The following is a 23,434-nucleotide window of genomic DNA, read 5'->3' on the forward strand; positions in this document are numbered from 1 at the left end:
ATCCTCCCGTTTATATATCAGAATTTTTGTTTTCTTGCCTCTAACTTGATATCAGGAATGTCGTTCTGTCAACCGAGTTGCGGTTTTAATCATACTAATTCAATTTTCTAAAATAATTGTTTTATTACAGTATGTTGTCGTGCATTTTTGGTTGTCAAATCTGGAAAGAAGCGTGATCTTTAAATCAAGATTTCCGATATTTATAATTCAGACATGCAGCCGCATGATGATATCGCGTCCATGATTTCCGAAGCCGCGGCCGAAAATATTCACGCCGCCGGTATGGCCGGCATTCTCGGCGATGCCGACCCTAAGCCGGATCGAGGAGTGCTGGGCAAGCGCCAGATCGCTGAGCGTGACATTCGATGCGGCGATGCCGTCGATGAAGGTTCCGCGCGTCGAGATGCGCCAGGTCTTCATCATCCCATATTGCGAGCCCTCGAGCTTCCACCATGCCGGCGTGAAGGCGCCGCGCTTGTCGCCGTAATCGCCGGGCGATGTCCAGGTGCCGATCGCCATGCCGTTGACCCAGAGCGTGATATCGGAGGGCCAGTCCGGATTGGTGCCGGGCACCTCGGACGACAGCTCCAGCGAAAACTCGATGGCGCGGATATCCTTGTTCAACACCTTGGCGTTGTTGGGGAATTTATATTCCACATAGCCCCGGCCGAACCAGACGAGCCCGGCCTGCATGCGCTGCGGATCGAGGAAATAGTCCGGCACATCGAGGGGACCGATGACGCTCTCGGTAGAGCAAAGACCGCAGGGCGCATGGACATCGCAACTGGTGTAGAGCCCCACAGGCATCTCGACTTCGATGATATTGTTGGCCCTTTGGGCAGCACTTTCCTCGAAGCTGATCAGAATTTCGCTGTAGATCGCCGAGCAGATCTTCTGATTTCCCTTGCGGGCTTTCGCCAGCTGGGAATCGACAAGCCGGGCGTCCTCCAAAATCTGGATGCCGGTTGCGACGGTGGATTGGGGGAGGGAAAGCGCGCGTGCGATGTCGTTGATATTCATCGGCCCTTTGGCACAGAGCAGCTTGAGAATCTCAATCCGCGCCGGCGCCGAAAGGGCGCGGATCGCATCGTTATTTTCGCCGGCGGCAATCGTCAAAAACGAGCGTTCCATCATTCCCCCATGATTTCCGATAAAATGATGTATATCGGAAATCATGATACATCAAGTGGGGATGCTTCGACGGTTTGATTGTTATTGTTGAGAAAGACGTCATTCCTAATGCCCGGCCGACTTGGGCAGCAGATCGGCATCCGTCAGGCTTCCCAAGAAAGCGACGATGTCGTCGATCTCGGGGTCGGTGAGGGCAGGCGCATCGCCGGATTTCCGGCCGAAGGGTGGGTCCTGGTTGAGATTGTCCCAATAGGCTTGCGGCAGGTCGTCATATCTACGGACCGTGCCATCTGAATTTTTTGGATACCACCGGCCGGGATCGCTGTCGCGGGTCGCATAGAAGGAGACGACGTCGCGCAGCGAGTGGAAATAGCCGTTGTGGAAGAAGCTCTTCTTCAGAGCGACATTGCGCAGCGTCGGGGTGCGGAACAGGCCGCAATAGTCGCTGCGTCCGGCAAAGTCGGTGCGCTGAGGGCCGCAGAGGCCGAGATCGTGATAGTTCGGATCGCTATTGGCCGGGATTGCCATATTGCGGGGAGCGGCGAGCCCGAGGAAGCCGAAATCGGAAAATTGCGGCGGTTCGCCGTCATTGGCAGGCTCGCTCAGATGACAGCTCGAACAGTTGCCCTTGGCCGGATCCTCGAACAGCTGCCGCCCCCGTAGCTCCTGCGCTGTCAGCGTCGCCTTGCCGGCGAGAAAGGCGTCGTAGCGGCTGGAATAGGGATAAAAATCCGGGCCGCTCTGTTCGAAGGTGGCGAGCGCCTCGGCGGCGGCGTCGAAGGCATCGTCGGGATTGTCGAACACCGTCTCGCCGAATGCCGCCTCGATGTCATCGGCATAGGCTGCCTTCTGCAGCTTTGCCATCACTTCGGCCGCATCCTTGTTTCCCATCTCGAAGGGCGAAAGCAACGGGATCTTCGCCTGATCGGCGCCGTGGTCGACCCGGCCGTCCCAGGTCAGGCCGCCGGTCGGGCCATTGTCGACGCCTTCGTCGCCCTCGTCCTCGGAATCGTAATAATGCTCGGTGAAGGTGGGTACCGCCTGGAGGTAGCGCAGCGTCGGCACGGCGCGCAGCCCCGGCCGGTCCATATGCTGGCCGCCGATTTCGACCGGCGTCGCCGATGCCGGGCCGAAGGCGTGAGCCGGATCATGGCAGGACACGCAGGCCTGGAGCCCCGAGGCCGACAGCGAGGCATCCGAGAATATCTTGCGGCCGAGCGCGGTGAGCGTTTCGGCCCGGGCAAAGGCCTCGGCGCGCGACATCGGTCCGGGATGCAGGCCGGCCGTGGTCGCCGCGCTGCTTTGCCGCAGCGGAAGACTGGCAAGACAGAGCGCCACAGCACCCATGCTCACCGCCAGGCCGGACCGCACAAGCCAGATTGTCTTGATTGTCATGATAAGGATTCCAATAGCTTAAGACTGGTTTGCTCCATGATCGAACCTGGTTGCAACAAATTGATGACGGCTATCGCCTGCGGCATCACGCCGACCCCCGATGTCACAAAGTTGATAGACGGCCGGAATAGCGTTTGGACGCCCCCGAGCGTTCTCCGCTCCCTCTAGCCAACGCCCCTAGCCATGAGGAACTGACGTGAAAAGACTGAAGACCCTCCATTCCATCTGTCTCGCCGGATCGGCCATCGTGCCGTTTGCGATCACAACGGCAGCCCATGCGACGCCCGCCGGTTACGACAAGATCGACAATGTCGTCGTCATCTATGCCGAAAACCGCAGCTTCGATAATCTCTACGGCAGCTTTCCCGGCGTCGACGGGCTCTCGAACGCGACCGCCGATCACGCCCGCCAGCTCGACCGCGACGGCCAGCCGCTATCCGAACTGCCGCCCGCCTGGGGCGGCCTCACCGCCAAGGGTGTGACGCCTGCCGTCACCGAGGCGCAGTCGGCCCATCTTGCCAACGCCACCTTTGAGATCGACGATCCCAACGGTTTTGCGCAGTCGCCTTCGGTGATCACCCGCGATCTCTGGCACCGCTTCTACCAGGAGCAGATGCAGATCGACGGCGGCAAGAACGACAAATTCGTCGCCTGGGCCGATTCCGGCAGCCTCGTCATGGGGCACTACGACGGCTCCGTCCTGCCGATGTGGCAGGTCGCCAAGAAATACGTCATTGCCGACAACTTCTTCCAGGGCGCCTTCGGCGGTTCCTTCCTCAATCATTTCGCGCTGGTCTGCGCCTGCACGCCCTATTATCCCGACGCCGACAAGAACCCGGCAAAGCCGACCATTGCCAAGGTCGATGCGGACGGCACGTCGCTTGTTGTGGCGGAAAACGGCCCGAAGTCGGCGCTGGAGGGCGCCCCGAAATTCGTCTCCGACGGCACGCTGACCCCCGACTTCTACGCCGTCAACACCATGCAGCCGCCCTACCAGCCGAGCGCCAATCCGCCGGCCAAGGACGGCGATCCGGCCTATGCCGATCCCACCGCCGCAACGACGCTGCCTCCGCAGCATGAAATCACCATCGGCGACCTGCTGTCGCTGAAGGGCGTCAGCTGGGCATGGTATAGCGGCGCCTGGCAGGCAGCCCTCGACGGCAAGAACGCCACGCCGGTGCCGAACTTCCAGTTCCACCACCAGCCGTTCAACTATTTCGCCAATTTCGCGCCAGGCACGCCGGCGCGCGCCGAACATCTGAGGGATGGCGGTCTTGGCGGCGAAGCCTTCCTCAGGGATATCGACGATGGCAAGCTGCCCGCGGTCTCCTTCTACAAGCCGCAGGGCAACCTCAACGAACATGGCGGTTATGCCGACGTGTCGAGCGGCGACCAGCATCTTGCCGATATCGTCTCCCACCTCGAGAAGAGCCCGCAATGGAGCCATATGCTCGTCATCGTCACCTATGACGAGAATGGCGGCTTCTGGGATCACGTCGCGCCGCCGAAGGCCGATCGCTGGGGCCCGGGCAACCGCATTCCGGCCTTCATCATCTCGCCCTTCGCCAAGAGCGGCATGGTCGATCACACCCAGTACGACACGACCTCGATCATCCGCTTCATCACCGCGCGCTATGATTTGCCGGTGCTGCCCGGCATCCTCGCCCGCGACAAGGCGCTGCGCAACAATGATCGGCCGCCGATGGGCGACCTCACAGCCGCGCTCGACCTGACGCATTGACGATTGCGAGCGGCCCCTGTTCGGGGCCGCTCCATCTGTTTCCTTACGTATTCCGGACGCAAAACCGCTGCGGACTTTTGCTGGAACTGCTTGCCGTCACCGCCGCAGTAATGGTCGCAATGCGGTCTGCGTTTCCTTCAGCAGCGGCAGATACCGCTCCTTCATCTCCGCGGCCGGCACGAGAGCGGCCGGCGCGCCGATATTGATCGCCGCGACGGTTTCGCCGCGGTCGTTGTCGATGGGCACGGCAATGGAGCAGAGACCGATCTCCAGCTCCTGATCGATGATGGCGTAACCCTCGGCGCGCACACGGCGGAATTCTGTGATGAGCTCCTCCGGATCGGTTCTGGTATTCACAGTGTTCTTCTTCAGCTCGCTGCGGGCAAGGATGGCGCGCGCTTCGCTCTCGGGGAGAGCCGCAAGCAGCACCCGGCCCATCGAGGCGCAGTAGGCGGGCAGGCGGCTTCCGGGAGTCAAATTGATCGACATGACGCGGCGCTGCGAGGCGCGGGCGACATAGACGATTTCGGTACCGTCGAGCACCGAGGCCGAGGCGCTCTGGCCGGCCTTTTCCGAGAGAAGATCGAGATGCGGTTGCAGCAGCGCCGGCAGCGGCGTCGCCGCGAGATAGGCATGGCCAAGCCGCAGGATCTTCGGTGTCAGGGTGAAGAACTTGCCGTCGTAATCGGCATAACCGAGTTCGGCGAGCGTCAGCAGCGAGCGGCGCACGGTGGCGCGATCGAGCGCCGTCAGTTTCGACGCCTCGGCAATGGAAAGCCGCTGCCGCGTTTCGCCAAAGGCTTCGATGACTTTCAGGCCGCGGGCAAAGCCGCTGACGAAATCCGTTTCGCGCATGGGTCCGAGTCTCCAATCAACTTGAGTAGTTTGTGCGATATATGAACAAATGTCAAATATCGCACAAATTTCTTGCCGTCCGGCCCGCCGCGCTTTATCCCTGACGCTCAAAGGATGGGAACCAGTTCCCGATCGCATAGCCAAGGAGAGATCCCGCATGGACAAGACAGTCGGGAGCACGGCGGAAGCCGTCTCTGAGATCGGTGACGGCGCGACCGTCATGATCGGTGGTTTCGGTGGCTCGGGCGCGCCGATCGAGCTCATTCATGCCCTGATCGACAAGGGCTCCAAGGGCCTGACCGTGATCAACAACAATGCCGGCAACGGGCGCATCGGCATCGCGGCGATGATCGATGCCGGCTTGGTCCGGAAAATGATCTGTTCCTTTCCGCGGTCGTCGGATCCGCGCGCCTTCACGGATAAATATCTGGCCGGCGAGATCGAGCTCGAGCTGGTGCCGCAGGGAACGCTTGCCGAGCGCATCCGCGCCGGGGGGGCGGGCATCCCGGCTTTCTATACGCCGACGGCTTACGGCACCGAATTGGCCAACGGCAAGGTCATCGCCGAGTTCGATGGCCGCCACTATGTGCAGGAGCGCTGGCTGAAGGCCGACTTTGCGATCGTGAAGGCTGAAATCGGCGATATCCAGGGCAACCTCACCTACAACAAGGCCGGCCGCAACTTCAATCCGCTGATGTGCATGGCGGCGGAAAAGACGATCGTCCAGGTCTCGTCGATCGTGCCGGCCGGCGGCATCGATCCCGAACATGTGGTGACACCCGGCATCTTCGTCGACCGCGTTGTCGCCGTTCCCAATCCCCAACAGGAAGAAGAGCTCATTCGAGCCGGAGTGGCCTACGTATGACCATCGACACTCGTGAAGACATCAAGCTTTCCAACGCGCAGATCGCCTGGCGCGCCGCGCAGGACATCGCCGACGGCGCCTATGTCAACCTCGGCATCGGCTTTCCCGAAATGGTCGCCCGATATCAGCCGCCCGGCCGTCAGGCGATCTTCCACACGGAAAACGGCATCCTGAATTTCGGCGAGCCGCCGGCGGCGGGCGAAGAGGACTGGGACCTGATCAATGCCGGCAAGAAGGCGGTGACGCTGAAGCCGGGTGCCGCCTTCTTCCATCATGCCGACAGCTTCGCCATGGTGCGCGGCGGCCACCTCGACGTCGCGATCCTCGGCGCCTATCAGGTGGCTCAGAGCGGTGACCTCGCCAACTGGCGGGTGGGCAGCAAAGGCGTGCCGGCCGTCGGCGGCGCCATGGACCTGGTGCACGGCGCCAAGCAAGTCTGTGTCATCACCGAACACGTCACCAAGACGGGCGAGCCGAAGCTGGTGGAGAAGTGCACCTTCCCGCTGACCGGCGTTGCCTGCATCACCCGCGTCTATACGAGCCACGCCGTCATCGACATCGTCAAGGGACGCTTCGTCCTGCGCGAAAAGCTCGCCGCGATGTCGCAAGAGGAATTGCAGGCGATGACCGGCGCGCCGCTGCACGTCGAAGGGCCGGTTGGCGACCTCGTCGTCCCGCAACTCTGAGGAAAAGCCATGACCGAAGCCTTTATCTGCGACTATGTCAGAACGCCGATCGGCCGCTTCGCCGGTTCGCTGTCCCAAGTGCGCGCCGACGATCTCGGCGCCATTCCGCTGAAAGCGCTGATGCAACGAAATGCCGCCGTCAATTGGGAAGCCGTCGATGATGTGATCTTCGGCTGCGCCAACCAGGCGGGCGAGGATAATCGCAATGTCGCGCGCATGTCGGCGTTGCTGGCCGGCCTGCCGATCTCAGTTCCGGGCACGACGATCAACCGGCTTTGCGGCTCCGGCATGGACGCGGTGATCACGGCGGCGCGGGCCATCCGCTCCGGCGAGGCCGAGCTGATGGTCGCCGGCGGCGTCGAAAGCATGTCGCGCGCGCCCTTCGTCATGCCGAAGGCCGAGACGGCCTTTTCACGCGCCGCCGAAATCCACGACACGACGATCGGCTGGCGCTTCGTCAATCCGCTGATGAAGAAGCAATATGGCGTCGATTCCATGCCGGAGACCGGTGAGAACGTTGCCGAGGACTATCATGTCAGCCGTGAGGACCAGGATGCCTTCGCGGTGCGAAGCCAGGCGAAGGCGGCGGCCGCCCAGGCGAACGGACGGCTGGCGAAGGAAATCACCCCGGTGATCATTCCGCAGCGTAAGGGTGATCCCGTCATCGTCGAAAAAGACGAGCATCCGCGGGCGACGACGATCGAGACGCTGGCGAAACTCGCCACGCCTTTCAAGAAGGAGGGCGGCACGGTGACGGCCGGCAATGCCTCCGGCGTCAATGACGGGGCGGCGGCGCTGATCGTCGCTTCGGAAGCGGCGGCCCGGAAATATGGCCTGACGCCGATCGCCCGCATTCTCGGTGGTGCTGCCGCCGCCGTTCCGCCAAGGGTGATGGGTGTCGGGCCGATCCCGGCCTCGCGCAAGCTGATGGCGCGGCTCGGCATGACCGCCGAACAGTTCGACGTGATCGAACTCAACGAGGCCTTCGCCAGCCAGGGGCTGGCGGTGTTGCGCGCGCTCGGCATTGCCGATGATGATGCGCGGGTGAACCGCAATGGCGGCGCGATTGCGCTCGGCCATCCGCTTGGCATGTCGGGTGCACGCATCACCGGCACGGCGGCGCTGGAGCTTCATGAGACCGGCGGAAAATATTCGCTGTCGACCATGTGCATCGGCGTCGGGCAGGGCATCGCGATCGCGCTTGAAAGGGTTTGATGTCGCTCGAAAGGGAGGCGCTTCCGGCATTTGCCGGAGGCCGCCCACCCGTTGCAAGCCATATCAGGCTTCTGTAGACATCGGGCATGCTGATCCGCCCCGCAGATAAGAACGATCAAGACGCGATCTGGAGGATCATCGGTCCGACGATCCGCGCCGGCGAAACCTATGCGCTCGATCGTGATCTCTCCGAAGCCGATGCGCTCGCCTATTGGATGGGACCGGACCGCGAGACTTTCGTCGCGGAAGAGGATGGTGTGGTCCTCGGCACCTATTACATCAAGGCCAATCAGGCCGGCGGCGGCCGGCATGTCTGTAACTGCGGTTACATGACCGACGCCGCCGCGAGCGGTCGCGGCGTCGCTCGCCGGATGCATGACCATTCCCTGCAGCATGCCCGCGCCAGGGGTTTTCGGGCGATGCAGTTCAATTTCGTCGTCTGCAGCAATGAACGCGCCGTCGCGCTGTGGCAATCGCTCGGTTTCGAAATCGTCGGTCGTCTTCCCGGTGTGTTTCTTCATCCGACGCAGGGCTATGTCGATGCATTGGTGATGTTTCGTACTCTCTAAGTGCGACGAAAAAGATGTGAGCGCGCTGTCGAAATCGCAGCGGTTCAAACGTCTTTGGATTGCAGGCGCGGAGTGCGGTAGGCTTGCCGCATGCGTCGCGATCACTCTGTCGGCATGGAGGTTATGAAGCCATGAGTGTTTCCTATCGTTGGGTCATCGTCGCTGCGGGCGCATTGATGACCTGCGTTGCGCTTGGCGCGATGTTTTCGCTGGCGATTTTCCAGGGGCCGATCGCAACGGCGACCGGCTGGTCGCATGTCGGCATCGCCAGCGCGATGACGCTGAATTTCATCGTCATGGGCTTCGGCGGCTTCTTCTGGGGCGCGGCAAGCGACCGCTTCGGCCCGCGCGTCGTCGTGATGATCGGGTCGGTGCTGCTCGGCCTGGCGCTTGTGCTGGCGAGCCGGGCCGAGACGCTGCTGCAGTTCCAGCTGACCTACGGCATCCTCGTCGGGCTCGCCGCCAGCACCTTCTTCGCGCCGATGATCGCGGCGACCACGGCGTGGTTCGACGAAAACCGCGGCCTTGCAGTGTCGCTCGTCTCCGCCGGCATGGGCGTTGCGCCGGTGACGATCTCGCCCTTCGCGCGTTGGCTGATCTCGGCCTATGAATGGCGGCCCGCCATGCTGATGATCGGTATCGGCGCCTGGCTGCTGTTGGTGCCGGCCGCTCTGCTGGTCAGGCGTCCACCGGCCGAAACCGCTGAAACCGGAACCGAGTTCGCAGCCGACGGCGCCAGGCCCCAGCTGTCGAAAGTCTTCCGATCCCCGCAATTCATCGTGCTCGGCCTGACCTTCTTTGCCTGCTGCGCGGCACATTCCGGGCCGATCTTCCATATGGTGAGTTATGCGACGATCTGCGGCGTCGCACCGATGGCAGCCGTCAGCATCTACAGCGTCGAAGGTCTGGCCGGACTGGGTGGTCGGCTGCTCTATGGCAGCCTTGCCGATAGGATAGGGGTAAAGCCGGTGCTGGTCGCCGGCCTGCTGGTGCAGGCGGCCGCACTCGCGACCTATCTCTTGGTCAGCCGGCTCGGCGAATTCTATGCGCTCGCCATCATTTTCGGCAGCGCCTATGGCGGTGTGATGCCGCTTTATGCGGTGCTGGCGCGGGAATATTTCGGGCCGCGCATTATCGGCACGGTCTTTGGTGCGGCGACGATGCTCTCCAGCCTCGGCATGGCCTTCGGCCCTCTCGTCGGCGGCTGGATCTTCGACACCTTCGCCAATTATTCCTGGCTGTTCATCGGCTCCGCAACGGTCGGTCTGGGGGCGGCCGCGATCGCCCTCGCATTCCCGCCACTCGCCCGCCAAAAACCGCAGCCGGCCTTTGGCGTGGCTCCATGAGACGACGCCGGGCTGTTCTGTGGTGCGGCGGTTGCGAAGGACCGATCTTTACGAGAAATCCGAAACGAAGCCTTCCATCGTCGTGTTCAGCCGCCCAAGGATCGTCAGCAGGATCTGCTGCTTGCGGGCTCGCCGCGCTGCCGCCGATGTCATATCGACATCGAAGATCGCCGAGAAGGTGGCACGGTTTGAAACATTGAAGAAGCAGAGACCGCTCAGCGTCATATGGATCTCTATTGGCGTAACGGCCTGATGGAATAGTTCCTTTTGGTATCCGAGACGCAGGCATTGATCGATGCGTTGCAGGATCGGCCGGTGCAATTCGCCGATCAGGGATGAGGCCGGCAGGTATTTTGCGTCGTTGAGATTCTCGCTCATGATCAATTTGACGAACGTCGGATGATCGAAGTGAAAGTCGAAGCAGAAGTCCACGAGGTTCTTCAGCGACTGGCGTGGATCTTCCTCACCGAGGTCGACCTTCGCTTCCGCGACGCGGATGCGCGCATAGGCGTTTTCGAGCACGGCGACGTAGAGCTTCGCCTTCGAGTTGAAGTAGTAATAGATCATCCGCTTGCTGCGGCGGGTCTTCTGGGCAATGCTGTCGATTGTCGTGCCGGCGTAGCCATGCCGGGCGAACTCACCCTCGGCCGCTTCGAGGATGTCTGCGCGGGTCTGATCGGGATCATTCGTCCGCTGCTGACGCTGATATTTTTGCGTCGCCTGCGACTTGCCGGGTTTAACCGCACTCTCAGCCATGGTTCCTCGCTGACCAGCCAATGCAATCGCCCTTATCGCGGCCTTTGCCTCGCTTTGCAAGCATGGCCGCCCTCGAACATTCCAAAAACCGCCAGTTGAGCCGATCCCCACGTGAGATGGCTTTTACTTGCATAGCAAGGAATGAATTTTGAACCATTTCGAACAATTTTTTGAGGCTGGCATCGGTGAATATTCAAGAAAAAATGTCAGATTGAATCTTCAAAGTAGATCAGGTTGTTATACTAAATAATTGAAAGAAAAAGAAATATTTCAGATTGGCATTAATCCTCCCAGGGAGTTGACAGATATTTCATCATCTGGCTACTTATGTACGCAAGCGAACATTTTGCGTGTGAGGGCCGGGGACGGAGAAGGCGCTTGCAGCGACGGGAGGAGCTCACCATGAGCTATCAATTTGATTTCAGCGTTATTTTTGCCGCCTGGCCCCGGCTTCTCTATGGGTGCTGGCTGACGCTTGCGATTTCGACCAAGGCGATGGCGATGGGCTTTGCCATCGGCCTTCTCTGCGTGGGCTTGCGCCGGACCGGGATCGGGCCGTTCGTCTGGCTGGTGAAGTGTTTCATCGAGATCATCCGCAACACTCCCTTTCCGGTTCAGGCCTTCTTCATCTATCTCGGCTTGCCGTCGATCGGGATCAGGCTCGCGCCAGATACCGCCGCCATCGTCGCGCTTGGTCTCAACGGCGGCGCCTATGCCGCCGAGATCATCCGTGGCGGGGTGGAATCGATCCAGAAGGGCCAGGTCGAGGCAGGCCGCGCGCTCGGCCTCAGCGGCTTCCAGGTGTTCCGCTATATCATCCTGCGGCCGGCGCTGCGCGTCAGCTTTCCTGCACTCGCAAGCCAGTTCATTCTGTTGATGCTGACCTCCAGCGTTGTCGCCTCGATATCGGCGATGGAGCTAGCCAGCATTGGCCAGCAGCTGGAATCGACGACCTTTCGCAGTTTCGAGGTCTACCTGACCCTGACCGGTCTCTACCTCGGAATGTCCGCCATGCTCACGGGGCTTTTCTCCCTGATCGAGCGCGGCCTTCTCTCCTATCCGACGCGGTGACGGCGATGGTTCAGACACTCGGCCTCAATCAGATCGTCATCCTGCTCGAAGCGTTCCGCTGGACGATCCTGCTCGCGGCGATTGCCTTCGTCTGCGGTGCCGGTGGAGGGCTCTGCATCGCCCTGATCCGCACGGCACCGTTCCAGGCGCTGCGAGCCATGGCGACCGCATTCATCATCGTCTTTCAGGGCACGCCGCTGTTGATGCAGCTCTTCGTCATCTATTACGGCCTGCCGCTGATCGGCATCACGGTCAACGCCTGGGTCGCCGTTGCCGCCGGCCTCACGCTGCATGCGAGCGCCTATCTCGGGGAGATCTGGCGCAGCACCATCATGGCGCTGCCGAAGGGGCAGGAAGAAGCGGCCAAGGCGCTCGGCCTCGGATACCGGACCCGTATCGTCGACGTCATCCTGCCGCAGGCGCTGCGGATTTCGCTGCCAAGCACCGTCGGTTTCCTGGTGCAACTGGTCAAGGGTACGTCGCTTGCCGCCATTATCGGCTTCACCGAGCTGACGCGGGCCGGGCAGATCGTCTCCAACGCGACCTATCAACCGCTCATCGTCTTCGGCCTCGTCGGCGCGCTCTACTTCGCGCTCTGCTGGCCGCTGTCGCACTTCAGTTTCCAACTGGAAAAACGCTTTGCGAGCGCCCGCTAGCGCGCGCAGGGAATAACGCTAAGGGCAAGGAGGAAGCCTAATGATGAAGAATACCAATATGTTGAGGAAGGCCTGGGGGGCAGTCGGCGCGATCGGTTTTGGCCTTGTCGTCGCATTCGGCGCCGGCAAGGCTGATGCGCAGAGCTTTGCGGAGCTGAAGGCCAGCGGCAAGATCGTGATCGGTATCCAGGGCGAGAATCCACCATGGGGGTTCGTCGACGAAAACAATCAGAGCGCCGGCTTCGATGCCGATTTCGCCAAGCTTCTCGGTGAGGAAATCGGCGTGCCGGTCGAGTTCAACCGTGTTGCCGTCGCCAATCGTATCCCGACCTTGATGACCAACAAAGTCGATGCACTGATTGCAGTGATGGGCATGTATCCCGACCGCGCCAAGGTGGTGCAGTTTACCAAGCCCTATTCGGCGATCGACATCATGCTGCTCGCCAAGCCGGAGACAAATATCAAGGCGCCGGCCGATCTCAAGGGCCTGCGAATTGCCGTTGCGCGCTCCTCGGCACAGGATACGCAGGTGACGCAGAACGCTCCGGAAGGCGCGACGATCCAGCGTTTCGATGACGATGCTACCGCCATCCAGGCCTTCCTTTCCGGTCAGGTCGACGCGCTCGGCGCCAACAACACCTATTTCCTCAGCATCGCCAAGATCGCGCCGGACTTCAAATTCGAAAAGAAACTGCAGTTCAACCGCCAATATAACGGCATCTCCGTGCGTCCCGGTCAAAAGCAGTTTGTCGAGGAGCTGAACGCCTTCATCGACAAGGCGCGCGCCGACGGCCGCCTCGAGAAGATCTACCAGAAATGGCTTGGCCAGGACGCGCCCGACTTCCCGGACTCGCTGCCTAATATCCCCTTCACCGTTCAATAACAAAGCAGATGAGGAAGACGCCGTGAATGCGATGGTGACAATTGCGGACAATGCCGCTGTCGATCCGATGATCGTCATGGAAGCCGTGGACAAATATTACGGCGCCTTCCACGCTCTCAAGAGCATCAACCTGACGGTGAAGCAGGGGGAGAAGGTCGTTCTCTGCGGGCCTTCCGGCTCGGGGAAATCGACCCTCATCCGCTGCATCAACTATCTCGAGAATTTCGCCAGCGGCCGGGTCGTGGTCGACGGTATCGAGTTGAAGACAGGCGCCTCGATCGACGCCATCCGTCGTGAGGTTGGCATGGTCTTCCAGCAGTTCAATCTCTTCCCGCATATGACGGTTCTGAGAAACTGCATGCTTGCACCGATGAAGGTGCGCGGAATGAAGGCAGCACAGGCGGAAGAGGTTGCGCGAGCCTATCTGGAGCGCGTGCGCATCTCCGATCAGATGCACAAATATCCGGCGCAGCTTTCCGGCGGTCAGCAGCAGCGTGTGGCGATTGCCCGCGCGCTCTGCATGGATCCAAAGGTGATGCTCTTCGATGAGCCGACCTCGGCGCTCGATCCCGAGATGGTCAAGGAAGTGCTCGACACAATGGTCTCGCTCGCCGGCGAAGGGCGAACGATGATCTGCGTGACCCATGAGATGGGTTTTGCCCGCGCCGTGGCCGATCGTGTGATCTTCATGGCGAATGGCGAGATCATCGAGGAGGCGTCGCCCGAGGAATTCTTCACCGCGCCCCGGAACGAGCGCACGCGCGCTTTTCTCGGACAGATTCTCGGGCACTGAGAGCGGGAAGAGAATAATGCCACTCGATTACGGTGTTCATACGTTCGGCTTCGTCTGGAACGCGACGGCGGCCGAGGCCATCGCCAGGCTGGCGGATCAGGGTTTTAGGAAATTCCAGCTGCTTGCCAGTGATCCGCATTTCAATATCCGTGATCACGGTTCGACGGACTGGATCGCGCTCAGGAACGGCATCGCCGCTGCTGGCGGAAAGCTGGTCGCGCTCGACCTGCCGGTTGGCGACTATAATCTCGCCAGCCCTATGCCCGATGTGACGGAGTTTGCTGTCGGCGCCTATGGCAGAGCAATCGAAGCGGCCGCCTTTCTCGGCAGCCGCTATGTCACGGTGAGTTCAGGGCGTAAACACGCGCTCATCGCCGCGACACCGGGCGTGCTGGAAGATATCGTCGCTGACTGCCTCGTCCGGCTGGCGGACCACGCCGCCGCCTGCGGAATCCGACTTCTCTTCGAAAACCACCCGATCGGTGTCTTCCCGGATGCGGCCTCGATCCGATCGATGCTCGACCGCTGCCGCCGGAACAATATCGACGTCGTCTATGACGTCGCCAATGCCCGGGCGATCGGCGAGGATCCGTCCGCCGGCCTGGAAATGTTGAAGGACAGGGTTCGCGTCATCCACCTCTCGGATGCCGACGACGGCAAATGGCAGCACGCGCCGATCGGCTCGGGACAGATCGACTTCCGGCCGATCCTGAAGACCATCGAAGATCTTCGCTTCGACGGCGACGTGGTCATCGAAATCATCTCGGAAAATCCATTGGCGGATGCGGTTGCTTCTCGCACCCGCCTGCAAACCCTCTTGTGACTGGAACGGAATGGTTGAAAGCATGGCAAATATCTCCATCGGCGTCATCGGCGCAGGCCTGATCGGCCGCAAACACATCAAGAAGATCATCGATCATCCCGATTTCGACCTTGCCGGTATCGCTGACGTCAACCGCGACAGCATCTCGGCGCAATATCCGGGTATTGCGGTCTTCGAGGATTACAAGTCGCTGCTCGATGAAGCACGGCCGCAGGCCGTCATCATTGCCTCGCCCAACCAGAGCCATGCCGAAATCGGTATCGAATGCGCGCGCCTCGGGATCGATATGCTGATCGAAAAGCCGGTGACCGATACGCTCGAAAGCGCCGCCGATCTGCTCCTGGAAGTGCGCGCAAACAATGTCCGGACGCTCGTCGGTCATCATCGCCGCCATCATGACCAGGTCAAGACGCTGAGACGCTTGCTGCGTGAAGGGTTGATTGGCAATCTTGTCGGCGTCTCCGCCATCTGGGCGGCCTACAAGCCGGATGAGTATTTCCGCATCGCCCCCTGGCGCACGCAGCCGGGTGGCGGACCGATCCTGATCAACCTCATTCACGAGATCGATTTCCTGCGTTACACGGCAGGCGAGATCCTTGGTGTCAGCGCCATCTCCTCAAACCGGCAGCGGCAGTTCCCGGTTGAAGATACCACCGGCGCCTTGCTTCAATTCGATAGCGGCTGCATCGGCACCTTCTTTGCGAGCGACAGCGCGGTTTCCCCCTGGACGACGGAGCAGGGGGCCGGCGAAGCAGTCGAGTTTCCGTTCAGCGGAGAGAGCAACTATCGCTTCGTCGGCAGCCGCGGTTCTCTGGAATTTCCGACCCTGGTCCATTGGGCGCAGGCAGAGGGTAGCCAGAACTGGAACGAGCCGATCCGGTCCCAGCGGCTGCTTGCAAGCTTCATCGATCCCTACCACGCCCAGCTCGACCATTTCCGCGATGTCGTCCGCGGCGAGGCGGAGTCGCTGCTCACCGTTGAGGATGGCGCCCGTACGCTGATCGCGACGCTTGCCGTGGCGGAGGCTGCCGCATCGGGAAGCCGGATCGATCTCCACGATCGTTACGAGGCGCTCGCAGCCGGAAAATTCTCACCGACATTGCAAGCTACAAATCCAAGGAAAGCATTCTGACATGAAGCCGATCTTCGTTCTCAACGGTTCCAACCTCAATCTGCTTGGCCAACGCGAGCCGCATATCTACGGCAGCACGACACTCGCTGACATCGAAACCATGTGCCATGCGAGCCCGGCGGGCCGAAAGCATGGTGTCGACTTCCGGCAATCCAACCACGAGGGCGAACTGATCGACTGGATCCACGAAGCCCGCCATGCGGCCGACGCGATCGTCATCAATGCCGGTGCCTATACCCATACCTCGCTCGCCATCCATGATGCGCTGAGGACCTTCGAAGGCCCGATCATCGAACTGCACATCACCAATGTGCATCGCCGCGAAACCGTTCGCCACCACTCCTACATCTCGCTTGCTGCGACCGGCGTGATCTGCGGCCTCGGGCCGGATGGCTATGAGTTCGCACTCGAGGCGGCGTCACGGCTCGTCGCCAAGACAAAGGCGGCATAGGGCGCTCCCATCCCGATCACTGTCGCGAAAGGACTCCTGCGATGAAGACATCGATAGCGACCGTTTCATTAGGCGGCGACCTGCGCGACAAGCTGGAGGCGATCGCCAGGGCCGGCTTCGACGGGGTGGAGATTTTCGAGAACGACTTTTTGATCTACGACGCCAGCCCCAAGGAGGTCGGCCGGATGGTGCGCGATCTCGGCATGGAGATCACGCTGTTTCAGCCGTTTCGCGATTTCGAAGGCATGCCGGAACCGCTGCGCAGCCGCACCTTCGACCGGGCAGAGCGCAAGTTCGACGTCATGCAGGAAATGGGCACCGATCTCGTGCTCGTCTGCTCGAACGTTTCGCCGGCGTCGCTCGGCGGTCTCGACCGGGCGGCGGCAGATTTTCATGAACTCGGCGAGCGGGCCGCCGGGCGCGGTCTGCGCGTCGGCTACGAGGCGCTCGCCTGGGGCCGCCACATCCATGATCACCGCGACGCTTGGGAGATCGTCCGGCGGGCCGATCATCCAAATATCGGCCTGGTCCTCGACAGCTTTCATACGCTGTCGCGCAAGATCGACGTCAACTCGATCCGCTCGATCCCGAAGGAGAAGATCTTCATCATCCAGCTTGCCGACGCGCCGCTGATCGACATGGATCTGCTCTATTGGAGCCGGCACTTCCGCAACATGCCCGGCGAAGGCGATCTGCCTGTGCTCGACTTCATGAAGGCTGTCGCCGCAACGGGGTATGACGGATATCTGTCGCTGGAGATCTTCAACGATCAATTCCGCGGCGGGTCTCCGAGCGCAATCGCCGTCGACGGCCGCCGCTCGTTGATCTATCTCGGCGACCAGGTCAAGCGGCAGCAGCCGCAGAGTGCGCTGCCGGTGCCTCCAATGCCGCCCCGCGCATTGGTCGAGGGCATCTCCTTCGTCGAGTTCACCGCCGCTGAAGACGAGGCGCCTGAGCTCGAAGCGCTGTTTGCAAGCCTCGGCTTTAGAAGAGCGGCCAGACACAAGAGCAAGCGCGTGACCGTCTTTCGCCAGGGCGCCATCAACCTCGTCGTCAATACCGAGCAGAAGGGCTTTGCCAGCGCCTCCTATTCCGTCCACGGCACCTCGGCCTATGCCGCCGGCCTGATGGTCGATGATGCAACGGCAGCGTTGCGACGCGCCGTTGCGCTCGGCGCCCAACGGTTCGAGCAATCGCTCGATGCCGGCGAAATCGAGGTGCCGGCGGTGCGTGGCGTCGGCGGCGGCATCCTCTATTTCCTCGACCGCAAGACCGAACTCGGTCGCATCTGGGAGATCGAATTCGACGCGATCGAGGACCATATCCCTCTTCAGCCGGCCGGGCTGCAGTCGATCGACCATATGGCGCAGACGATGAAATATGAGGAGCTTTTGACCTGGCTGTTGTTTTATACGTCGCTGATCGACGTGCAGAAGACGCCGATGGTCGATATCGTCGATCCCTCGGGCATCGTCAGGAGCCAGGTGGTCGAGAATGCGGAAGGCTCGCTGCGCATCACCATGAACGGCGCCGAGAACCGCAACACGCTCGCCGGCCGTTTCATCGCCGAAACCTTCGGCTCCGGCATCCAGCATCTGGCCTTCAGGACGGACGACATCTTTGCCACTGCAGCAGCCCTTGCCGCAAACGGTTTCGTCTCGCTGGCGATTTCGCCGAACTATTATGACGATCTCGAAGCCCGCTTCGGCCTCGACGCCGAATTTGCCGAGCGCCTCAAGGCGGGCAACATCCTCTATGATCGCGATGAGCACGGCGAATATTTCCAGCTCTATAGCCCGACCTATGGCGAAGGCCTGTTCTTCGAGATCGTCGAGCGGCGCGGTTATCGTGGTTATGGTGCTGCCAACGCCATCTTCAGGATCGCGGCGCTGAGGAAACATCTGAGGCCGGCAGGCATGCCGACGGTCACGAAAAATCGCGGACATCAGACCGACTGATTTTCCCGGCGACCGAGCACATCGCCGCTCGTCAGCCTCGGCCTCTCACGCAAATCTCGCCCTTTCGTGCATTGCCCTTCGTCGATTTCCCCTAGATAAGACTTCTCCTATTCGTTTCATCACCTATGTCCTTGGTTTTTCGGGAGGCATTCGTCGCCATGGTCGAACTTGCGCAATCGCTCGCATCCATCAAGCTGCCGGACCTGTCCGGCAAAGCCGTGCTGATCACCGGCGCCTCGACCGGCATCGGCGCGGCACTCGCCCGTGCCTTCGCGGCTCAAGGAGCCAAGGTCGGTGTGCATTACAACGCCAGCCGCGAACCGGCGGAAAAACTTGCCGAGGAGATCCGGGCTGCCGGCGGCACCGTGCATCTGATCCAGGGCGACGTGTCGAGGGAGGGCGAGACCGAGCGTGTCGTCGAGGAGACGGCGAAGACCTTCGGTCATCTCGACGGGCTCATCAACAATGCCGGCGGCATGCTGGGGCGCAAGCCGACCTCGGAATATACCGACGCGCATTATGCCGCGGTCATGGACCTCAACGCCCGCTCGGTGCTGGCGGCAACGCGTGCGGCGCATCCCTGGCTGAAGAAGCAGGGCGGCTTCATCATCAACACCACCTCGATTGCCGCGCGCAATGGCGGCGGCAATGGCGCGATCCTCTATGCGGCGTCCAAAGGTTTCGTCTCGACGATCACCCGCGGCCATGCCAAGGAATTCGTCGCCGACAAGATCCGCGTCAATGCGGTGGCGCCGGGTGTCATCGCCACGCCCTTCCACGAACGTTATACCAATGACGAGCAGATGGAGCTGCAGCGCAAGTCGATCCCGATGGGCTTCGTCGGCACTTCCGAGGATTGCGTTGGAGCCTATCTCTTCCTCGCATCGCCGACGCTGTCCGGCTACATCACCGGACAGATTATCGAGGTCAACGGCGGACAGTTGATGCCTTAGTTTCCGCCTCCTCGAGAGATCTTCCCTTGCAAGCCAAGGGAACTTTCGAGCCGCCGTTACGTTTCCCGCATGGTCTTTTTATCGAGCGGGGCATTATGAGCTATTCATTTTCAGAACTCGACTTCCTCAAGCCGGAGCTCGGGGCGGAATATACGGGTTCGGGCACCCATTTCGCGGTATTCTCAGCGCATGCAGAACAGGTTGAGCTCTGCCTCTTTTCGCCGGACGGCAAGAAGGAGGTCGCGCGATTGCCGCTGCCCAAGCGTGAAGGCGATATCTGGTCGGGCTATATCGCCGGCGTCGGACCGGGAACCGTCTACGGTTATCGCGCCCATGGTCCATACGATCCGAAAGCTGGTCATCGCTTCAATCCTAACAAGCTCCTGCTCGACCCCTATGCGAAGCAGGTGACGGGCGAGTTGAAATGGGACGACGCGCTCTTTGGCTACCAGATCGGCAAGGACGATCTTTCCTTCGACGAACGTGATAGCGCCCCCTTCATGGTCAAGGGCGTGGTGCAGGATCCGGATTTCGACTGGGCGGGTGAAGAGGCGATCCGCCGTCCCTGGCCTGATACGATCATTTACGAGGCGCATGTGCGCGGCCTGACGATGACCCATCCGAAGGTGCCCGACAGGCTGCGCGGCACCTTTCTCGGCATGTGCAGCGATCCGATCATCGACCATCTCGTCAAGCTCGGCATCTCGGCGATCGAGCTCTTGCCGATCCAGTATTTCCTCGACGATCGTTATCTCCTGGAAAACAACCTGCGCAATTATTGGGGCTACCAGACGCTCGGCTTCTTCGCGCCGCAATCGCGCTACATGTCCGGCGACAAGATCACCGAGATCAAGACCATGGTGAAGAAGTTCCATGCCGCCGGCATCGAAGTCATCATGGACGTCGTCTACAATCACACTGCTGAAGGCAGCGAGAAAGGCCCGACGCTCTCCTTCCGTGGGCTCGATAATGCCAGCTATTATACCCTCTCACCCGACGATCCTCGCCACACCTTCGATACAACAGGTACCGGCAACACCCTGAATGCCGCCAATCCTATGGTGATGCGCATGGTGCTCGACAGTCTGCGCTATTGGGTCGGCGTCATGCATATCGACGGCTTCCGCTTCGACCTTGCCAGCACGCTCGGCCGCCAGGATATGGAATTCGACCGGCAGGGCCTGTTTTTCGGTGCCATCCGCCAGGATCCGATCCTCGCCGGTGTCAAGCTGATCGCCGAGCCCTGGGACGTGGGCGACGGCGGCTATCAGGTCGGCGGCTTCCCGCATCCCTTCCGTGAGTGGAACGACAAGTTTCGTGACGACGTGCGCCGCTTTTGGAAAGGCGACGGCGGCATGGTGTCGGAGATCTCGCAGCGCATCACCGGCTCGGCCGTACAGTTCAACCACTCGGATCGCGGCGCGACATCATCGATCAATCTGCTGTCAGCCCATGACGGCTTCACGCTGATGGATACTGTTTCCTTCAACGACAAGCACAATGACGCGAACGGCGAGGATAACAGGGACGGACATTCGGACAATCATTCGGACAATATGGGTGCCGAAGGAGTGACGGATAACGACGACATCAACAGCCTTCGGACGCGGCGGCGCCGCAACATGATGGCGACGCTGATGCTCTCCCAGGGCGTTCCGATGATCCTTGCCGGCGATGAGGTGGGCAACAGCCAGGGCGGCAATAACAACGCCTATTGCCAGGACAACGAGATCGGCTGGACGGATTGGGCGGGGCTCGACGACCCTTTCCTCGATTTCTGCCGGCAGGCTGTCGCCTTCCGCAAGGCCCATCCCGTCTTGCGGCAGGAGCGGTTCCTGACCGGCGAGACCGCCGAGGATGGCCGCATCGAGATCGCCTGGTACAAGCCGGACGGCAACTTCATGAACGATGGGGCTTGGAACGACGACGGATTGCAGGTGCTCGGGGTCTATGTCTCGAGGAGCGTCAATGCACCAGACACCGAGACGATGGACGACCTCTTCCTCATCTTCAATGCCGGTGGCGATTGCGAGGTTCACCTGCCTGTCGTGAATGGGCTGAAACAGTGGTCGAGGGTTCTCGACACGGGCACGGAGACGGACGCCTTCGAGGTGCACGAGCCGCAGAATCCGGTCATCGTCTATGCCCAGAGCGTGGCGGTCTTCGCGCCGAAGGGCCAGACCGAGCCGCCGAAGGACGCGACAAAAGCCGAGCGTCGACGGTGGTTCCAGTTCGGCCGCAGGAGCAGGTAACAGGTCGCAGCGAAGATGAATGCCGAAGCCATCACCGAACTTGGTCTCGTCTATGTCAGCGATACCGAACCAGGCATCCGAAGACGCAGGAAAGGCAAGGGCTTCAGCTATGTGATGCCCGACGGCACGACGCTCGCTGACGAATTACAGCGGGCGCGCATTGGTGCGCTCGGTCTGCCGCCGGCCTATGAGAATGTGTGGATCTGCCTCTATGATAACGGCCATCTGCAGGCGACTGGCATCGATGCGCGCGGGCGCAAGCAATACCGTTACCACAAGGAATGGCAATCCTTCCGCAGTGCGGGAAAATTCCATCAGCTGATCGAATTCGGCCGGGCGCTGCCGAAGATACGCCGCACCGTGCTGCGCCATCTCGACACCGGCGCGGAGGACGTCAACGGTGTGCTTGCGGCTTTGACGACCCTGCTCGACGAGGCGCATTTGCGCGTCGGCAACCAGGCCTATGTCAGGGAGAACGGCACCTATGGCGCAACGACGCTGCTGAAGCGCCACCTGAAGATCGTCGACGGGCGGATCGAATTGAAATTCCGCGCCAAGGGCGGCAAGCGCGTCCAGCGCAGTCTCAAACATCCCAGGCTGCAGAAGATCCTGGAGGAAATAGCCGACCTGCCCGGGCGCCAGCTCTTCGTCTGGAAGGATGAAAGCGGGGCGCTGAAGCCGATCGATTCCGGCCGGTTGAACGCCTACCTCGCCGAGATATCGGGCATTCCCATCTCGGCGAAAACCTTTCGCACCTGGGCCGGCTCGCTGGCGGCTTTCGGCGCGGCGCGCGAGGCGATTACCGGAGGCGGCCGGCCGACGGTCAAGCAGATGTCGGAAGCCGCGGCCGAGGCACTGCACAACACGCCGGCGATCTCGCGTTCCAGTTATATCCATCCGGCGATCATCGCACTCGTCGGCAACGACCATCCTCTGGTCGAGAGCGGTAACGAGCCGCTGCGGGGCTTGCGGGCCGAGGAAAACAGGCTACTTGATTTCCTCACACGCGAGATCGAAGAATGAACCCCAGACATCCGCCAGCATCTGACGTCTCGCTGACCCATCCCGACCGGCTCTACTGGCCGGATGAGGGCGTGACGAAGCAGGCGCTCGCGGATTATTACGCGGCGGTCTGGCCGTTCATGGCGCCCTATGTCGTCAACCGGCCACTGGCGCTGCTGCGTTTGCCGGATGGGATAAAAAGCCACCAACGGTTTTTCCAGAAACATGCCTGGAAAGGCATGAATCCGCATATCGAGGAGATCGCCGACCCGGAGGATCCGGACGGCGAAAAGCTGCTGCGCATCGGCGATTTCAACGGTCTGGTGGCGCTGGTGCAATCGGCCGTGCTCGAAATTCATCCCTGGGGCGTCACCACCGACAATTGGGAAAAACCCGATATGATCACCATGGACCTCGACCCCGGCGAGGACGTGGCCTGGAGCGCTGTCATCACAGCAGCGCTTGAATTGAAGACGCGGCTGGAGGCGCGTGGCCTAGCCGCCTTCGTCAAGACATCGGGCGGCAAGGGGTTGCATGTGGTGACGCCGCTTGCGCCGAAGGCCGGCTGGGCCGAGGTGAAGGATTTCGCCCATTCGCTTGCTGAAAGCATGTCGGCCGACGCGCCGGAGAAATATCTGGCAACCGCGACGAAGGCGAAACGCGGCGGGCATATCTACATCGACTATCTCCGCAACGGCCGCGGCAATACGGCGGTCGCGGCCTATTCGACGCGAGCACGAGTAGGCGCGCCGGTTTCGATGCCGATCGACTGGCCGGATTTGAACGTGGTGAGCGGTCCGGCCGCTTTCACGCTCGGCAACGTGCCGCAGCAACTGGAGACCCGGCCGAAGGATCCTTGGGAAAATTTCTTCGCTGCGGCCGTGCCGCTCGCCTAAACGGC

22 protein-coding genes are annotated in these 23,434 nt (G+C 61.2%); 18 read left to right on the forward strand and 4 right to left on the reverse strand.

The genetic code is table 11. From position 1 onward, the window contains the following. Positions 1-207: 207 nt before the first annotated feature. Both EEQ99_RS04155 and EEQ99_RS04160 read right to left on the reverse strand, forming a co-directional pair. Positions 208-1,134: an ArsR/SmtB family transcription factor gene (locus EEQ99_RS04155; protein WP_174824429.1), complete on the reverse strand. Its 927-nt coding sequence runs from the start codon at positions 1,132-1,134 to the stop codon at positions 208-210. Positions 1,135-1,236: 102 nt separating this feature from the next. Further along, positions 1,237-2,526 (reverse strand): cytochrome-c peroxidase, encoded by a 1,290-nt coding sequence (locus EEQ99_RS04160; RefSeq protein ID WP_127430039.1) that lies wholly within the window; start codon positions 2,524-2,526, stop codon positions 1,237-1,239. Between the two features lie 196 nt (positions 2,527-2,722). Between EEQ99_RS04160 and EEQ99_RS04165 the strand changes: the two genes are divergently transcribed. Continuing rightward, a complete protein-coding gene (locus EEQ99_RS04165; RefSeq protein ID WP_063476006.1) occupies positions 2,723-4,267 on the forward strand; it encodes an acid phosphatase in 1,545 nt (514 codons plus the stop codon). 96 nt (positions 4,268-4,363) lie between these two features. On the opposite strand, the gene EEQ99_RS04170 is transcribed toward EEQ99_RS04165, so the two are convergent. Further along, complete coding sequence (locus EEQ99_RS04170) at positions 4,364-5,122, reverse strand: IclR family transcriptional regulator (RefSeq protein WP_127430040.1); 759 nt, start codon at positions 5,120-5,122, stop codon at positions 4,364-4,366. Positions 5,123-5,279: 157 nt separating this feature from the next. Here EEQ99_RS04170 and EEQ99_RS04175 point away from each other — a divergent pair, with 157 nt between their 5' ends. From EEQ99_RS04175 to EEQ99_RS04195, 5 genes are all read left to right on the forward strand, one after another. Beyond that, positions 5,280-5,987: a 3-oxoacid CoA-transferase subunit A gene (locus EEQ99_RS04175; RefSeq protein ID WP_097622707.1), complete on the forward strand. Its 708-nt coding sequence runs from the start codon at positions 5,280-5,282 to the stop codon at positions 5,985-5,987. Further along, a complete protein-coding gene (locus EEQ99_RS04180) occupies positions 5,984-6,673 on the forward strand; it encodes a 3-oxoacid CoA-transferase subunit B (RefSeq protein ID WP_047612856.1) in 690 nt (229 codons plus the stop codon). Before EEQ99_RS04175 ends, EEQ99_RS04180 begins: the two co-directional genes overlap by 4 nt. A gap of 9 nt (positions 6,674-6,682) precedes the next feature. Continuing rightward, positions 6,683-7,888: a 3-oxoadipyl-CoA thiolase gene (pcaF, locus tag EEQ99_RS04185; RefSeq protein WP_047612858.1), complete on the forward strand. Its 1,206-nt coding sequence runs from the start codon at positions 6,683-6,685 to the stop codon at positions 7,886-7,888. Between the two features lie 86 nt (positions 7,889-7,974). Then, entirely contained in the window at positions 7,975-8,457 is a 483-nt protein-coding gene (locus tag EEQ99_RS04190; protein WP_127430041.1) for a GNAT family N-acetyltransferase, read from the forward strand. Positions 8,458-8,588: 131 nt separating this feature from the next. After that, the gene (locus EEQ99_RS04195; RefSeq protein WP_127430042.1) at positions 8,589-9,803 is read left to right on the forward strand and encodes an MFS transporter; all 1,215 of its coding nucleotides are present in this window, start codon (positions 8,589-8,591) and stop codon (positions 9,801-9,803) included. A gap of 48 nt (positions 9,804-9,851) precedes the next feature. Here the strand turns inward: EEQ99_RS04195 and EEQ99_RS04200 are convergent, their stop codons facing one another. After that, positions 9,852-10,559, reverse strand: a complete 708-nt coding sequence (locus EEQ99_RS04200; RefSeq protein ID WP_052213310.1) for a TetR/AcrR family transcriptional regulator — start codon at positions 10,557-10,559, stop codon at positions 9,852-9,854. 402 nt (positions 10,560-10,961) lie between these two features. Here EEQ99_RS04200 and EEQ99_RS04205 point away from each other — a divergent pair, with 402 nt between their 5' ends. The 12 genes from EEQ99_RS04205 to ligD all read left to right on the forward strand — a co-directional run bounded on the left by EEQ99_RS04205 (position 10,962) and on the right by ligD (position 23,429). Beyond that, the gene (locus tag EEQ99_RS04205; RefSeq protein ID WP_063476252.1) at positions 10,962-11,630 is read left to right on the forward strand and encodes an amino acid ABC transporter permease; all 669 of its coding nucleotides are present in this window, start codon (positions 10,962-10,964) and stop codon (positions 11,628-11,630) included. Between the two features lie 5 nt (positions 11,631-11,635). Beyond that, positions 11,636-12,286, forward strand: a complete 651-nt coding sequence (locus EEQ99_RS04210; RefSeq protein WP_063476012.1) for an amino acid ABC transporter permease — start codon at positions 11,636-11,638, stop codon at positions 12,284-12,286. A gap of 43 nt (positions 12,287-12,329) precedes the next feature. Then, positions 12,330-13,169: a transporter substrate-binding domain-containing protein gene (locus tag EEQ99_RS04215; RefSeq protein ID WP_164735896.1), complete on the forward strand. Its 840-nt coding sequence runs from the start codon at positions 12,330-12,332 to the stop codon at positions 13,167-13,169. A 31-nt stretch (positions 13,170-13,200) separates the two neighbouring features. Continuing rightward, positions 13,201-13,962: an amino acid ABC transporter ATP-binding protein gene (locus EEQ99_RS04220; protein WP_280178056.1), complete on the forward strand. Its 762-nt coding sequence runs from the start codon at positions 13,201-13,203 to the stop codon at positions 13,960-13,962. 16 nt (positions 13,963-13,978) lie between these two features. Beyond that, complete coding sequence (locus EEQ99_RS04225; RefSeq protein WP_164735897.1) at positions 13,979-14,785, forward strand: sugar phosphate isomerase/epimerase family protein; 807 nt, start codon at positions 13,979-13,981, stop codon at positions 14,783-14,785. 22 nt (positions 14,786-14,807) lie between these two features. After that, positions 14,808-15,917, forward strand: a complete 1,110-nt coding sequence (locus tag EEQ99_RS04230; RefSeq protein ID WP_127430044.1) for a Gfo/Idh/MocA family protein — start codon at positions 14,808-14,810, stop codon at positions 15,915-15,917. Position 15,918: 1 nt separating this feature from the next. Then, positions 15,919-16,368, forward strand: coding sequence for a type II 3-dehydroquinate dehydratase (gene aroQ, locus EEQ99_RS04235; RefSeq protein ID WP_028757578.1), 450 nt, complete (start codon positions 15,919-15,921; stop codon positions 16,366-16,368). Positions 16,369-16,409: 41 nt separating this feature from the next. Further along, the gene (locus EEQ99_RS04240) at positions 16,410-18,326 is read left to right on the forward strand and encodes a bifunctional sugar phosphate isomerase/epimerase/4-hydroxyphenylpyruvate dioxygenase family protein (RefSeq protein ID WP_127430045.1); all 1,917 of its coding nucleotides are present in this window, start codon (positions 16,410-16,412) and stop codon (positions 18,324-18,326) included. Between the two features lie 158 nt (positions 18,327-18,484). Then, entirely contained in the window at positions 18,485-19,279 is a 795-nt protein-coding gene (locus EEQ99_RS04245) for an SDR family NAD(P)-dependent oxidoreductase (protein WP_127430046.1), read from the forward strand. 95 nt (positions 19,280-19,374) lie between these two features. Further along, positions 19,375-21,531, forward strand: coding sequence for a glycogen debranching protein GlgX (gene glgX, locus EEQ99_RS04250; protein WP_127430047.1), 2,157 nt, complete (start codon positions 19,375-19,377; stop codon positions 21,529-21,531). 15 nt (positions 21,532-21,546) lie between these two features. Continuing rightward, complete coding sequence (locus tag EEQ99_RS04255; protein ID WP_127430048.1) at positions 21,547-22,554, forward strand: DNA topoisomerase IB; 1,008 nt, start codon at positions 21,547-21,549, stop codon at positions 22,552-22,554. Further along, positions 22,551-23,429 carry a non-homologous end-joining DNA ligase gene (gene ligD / locus EEQ99_RS04260; protein WP_127430049.1) on the forward strand — a complete coding sequence of 293 codons (879 nt, stop codon included), beginning with the start codon at positions 22,551-22,553 and terminating at the stop codon, positions 23,427-23,429. Before EEQ99_RS04255 ends, ligD begins: the two co-directional genes overlap by 4 nt. Positions 23,430-23,434 lie beyond the last annotated feature (5 nt).

Origin of the sequence: Rhizobium anhuiense, from assembly GCF_003985145.1 — a bacterium.
GTDB classification, from domain to species: domain Bacteria; phylum Pseudomonadota; class Alphaproteobacteria; order Rhizobiales; family Rhizobiaceae; genus Rhizobium; species Rhizobium anhuiense.

What these genes read in the sequence shown, in the direction of transcription:
- EEQ99_RS04160 (WP_127430039.1), bottom strand. Translation starts at nt 2,526, where the DNA reads ATGACAATCAAGACAATCTGGCTTGTGCGGTCCGGCCTGGCGGTGAGC.
- EEQ99_RS04155 (WP_174824429.1), bottom strand. Translation starts at nt 1,134, where the DNA reads ATGATGGAACGCTCGTTTTTGACGATTGCCGCCGGCGAAAATAACGAT.
- EEQ99_RS04175 (WP_097622707.1), top strand. Translation starts at nt 5,280, where the DNA reads ATGGACAAGACAGTCGGGAGCACGGCGGAAGCCGTCTCTGAGATCGGT.
- EEQ99_RS04210 (WP_063476012.1), top strand. Translation starts at nt 11,636, where the DNA reads ATGGTTCAGACACTCGGCCTCAATCAGATCGTCATCCTGCTCGAAGCG.
- EEQ99_RS04245 (WP_127430046.1), top strand. Translation starts at nt 18,485, where the DNA reads ATGGTCGAACTTGCGCAATCGCTCGCATCCATCAAGCTGCCGGACCTG.
- glgX (WP_127430047.1), top strand. Translation starts at nt 19,375, where the DNA reads ATGAGCTATTCATTTTCAGAACTCGACTTCCTCAAGCCGGAGCTCGGG.
- EEQ99_RS04195 (WP_127430042.1), top strand. Translation starts at nt 8,589, where the DNA reads ATGAGTGTTTCCTATCGTTGGGTCATCGTCGCTGCGGGCGCATTGATG.
- EEQ99_RS04220 (WP_280178056.1), top strand. Translation starts at nt 13,201, where the DNA reads ATGGTGACAATTGCGGACAATGCCGCTGTCGATCCGATGATCGTCATG.
- EEQ99_RS04190 (WP_127430041.1), top strand. Translation starts at nt 7,975, where the DNA reads ATGCTGATCCGCCCCGCAGATAAGAACGATCAAGACGCGATCTGGAGG.
- EEQ99_RS04240 (WP_127430045.1), top strand. Translation starts at nt 16,410, where the DNA reads ATGAAGACATCGATAGCGACCGTTTCATTAGGCGGCGACCTGCGCGAC.
- EEQ99_RS04215 (WP_164735896.1), top strand. Translation starts at nt 12,330, where the DNA reads ATGAAGAATACCAATATGTTGAGGAAGGCCTGGGGGGCAGTCGGCGCG.
- aroQ (WP_028757578.1), top strand. Translation starts at nt 15,919, where the DNA reads ATGAAGCCGATCTTCGTTCTCAACGGTTCCAACCTCAATCTGCTTGGC.
- EEQ99_RS04180 (WP_047612856.1), top strand. Translation starts at nt 5,984, where the DNA reads ATGACCATCGACACTCGTGAAGACATCAAGCTTTCCAACGCGCAGATC.
- EEQ99_RS04170 (WP_127430040.1), bottom strand. Translation starts at nt 5,122, where the DNA reads ATGCGCGAAACGGATTTCGTCAGCGGCTTTGCCCGCGGCCTGAAAGTC.
- EEQ99_RS04225 (WP_164735897.1), top strand. Translation starts at nt 13,979, where the DNA reads ATGCCACTCGATTACGGTGTTCATACGTTCGGCTTCGTCTGGAACGCG.
- EEQ99_RS04230 (WP_127430044.1), top strand. Translation starts at nt 14,808, where the DNA reads ATGGCAAATATCTCCATCGGCGTCATCGGCGCAGGCCTGATCGGCCGC.
- EEQ99_RS04200 (WP_052213310.1), bottom strand. Translation starts at nt 10,559, where the DNA reads ATGGCTGAGAGTGCGGTTAAACCCGGCAAGTCGCAGGCGACGCAAAAA.
- ligD (WP_127430049.1), top strand. Translation starts at nt 22,551, where the DNA reads ATGAACCCCAGACATCCGCCAGCATCTGACGTCTCGCTGACCCATCCC.
- EEQ99_RS04205 (WP_063476252.1), top strand. Translation starts at nt 10,962, where the DNA reads ATGAGCTATCAATTTGATTTCAGCGTTATTTTTGCCGCCTGGCCCCGG.
- pcaF (WP_047612858.1), top strand. Translation starts at nt 6,683, where the DNA reads ATGACCGAAGCCTTTATCTGCGACTATGTCAGAACGCCGATCGGCCGC.
- EEQ99_RS04255 (WP_127430048.1), top strand. Translation starts at nt 21,547, where the DNA reads ATGAATGCCGAAGCCATCACCGAACTTGGTCTCGTCTATGTCAGCGAT.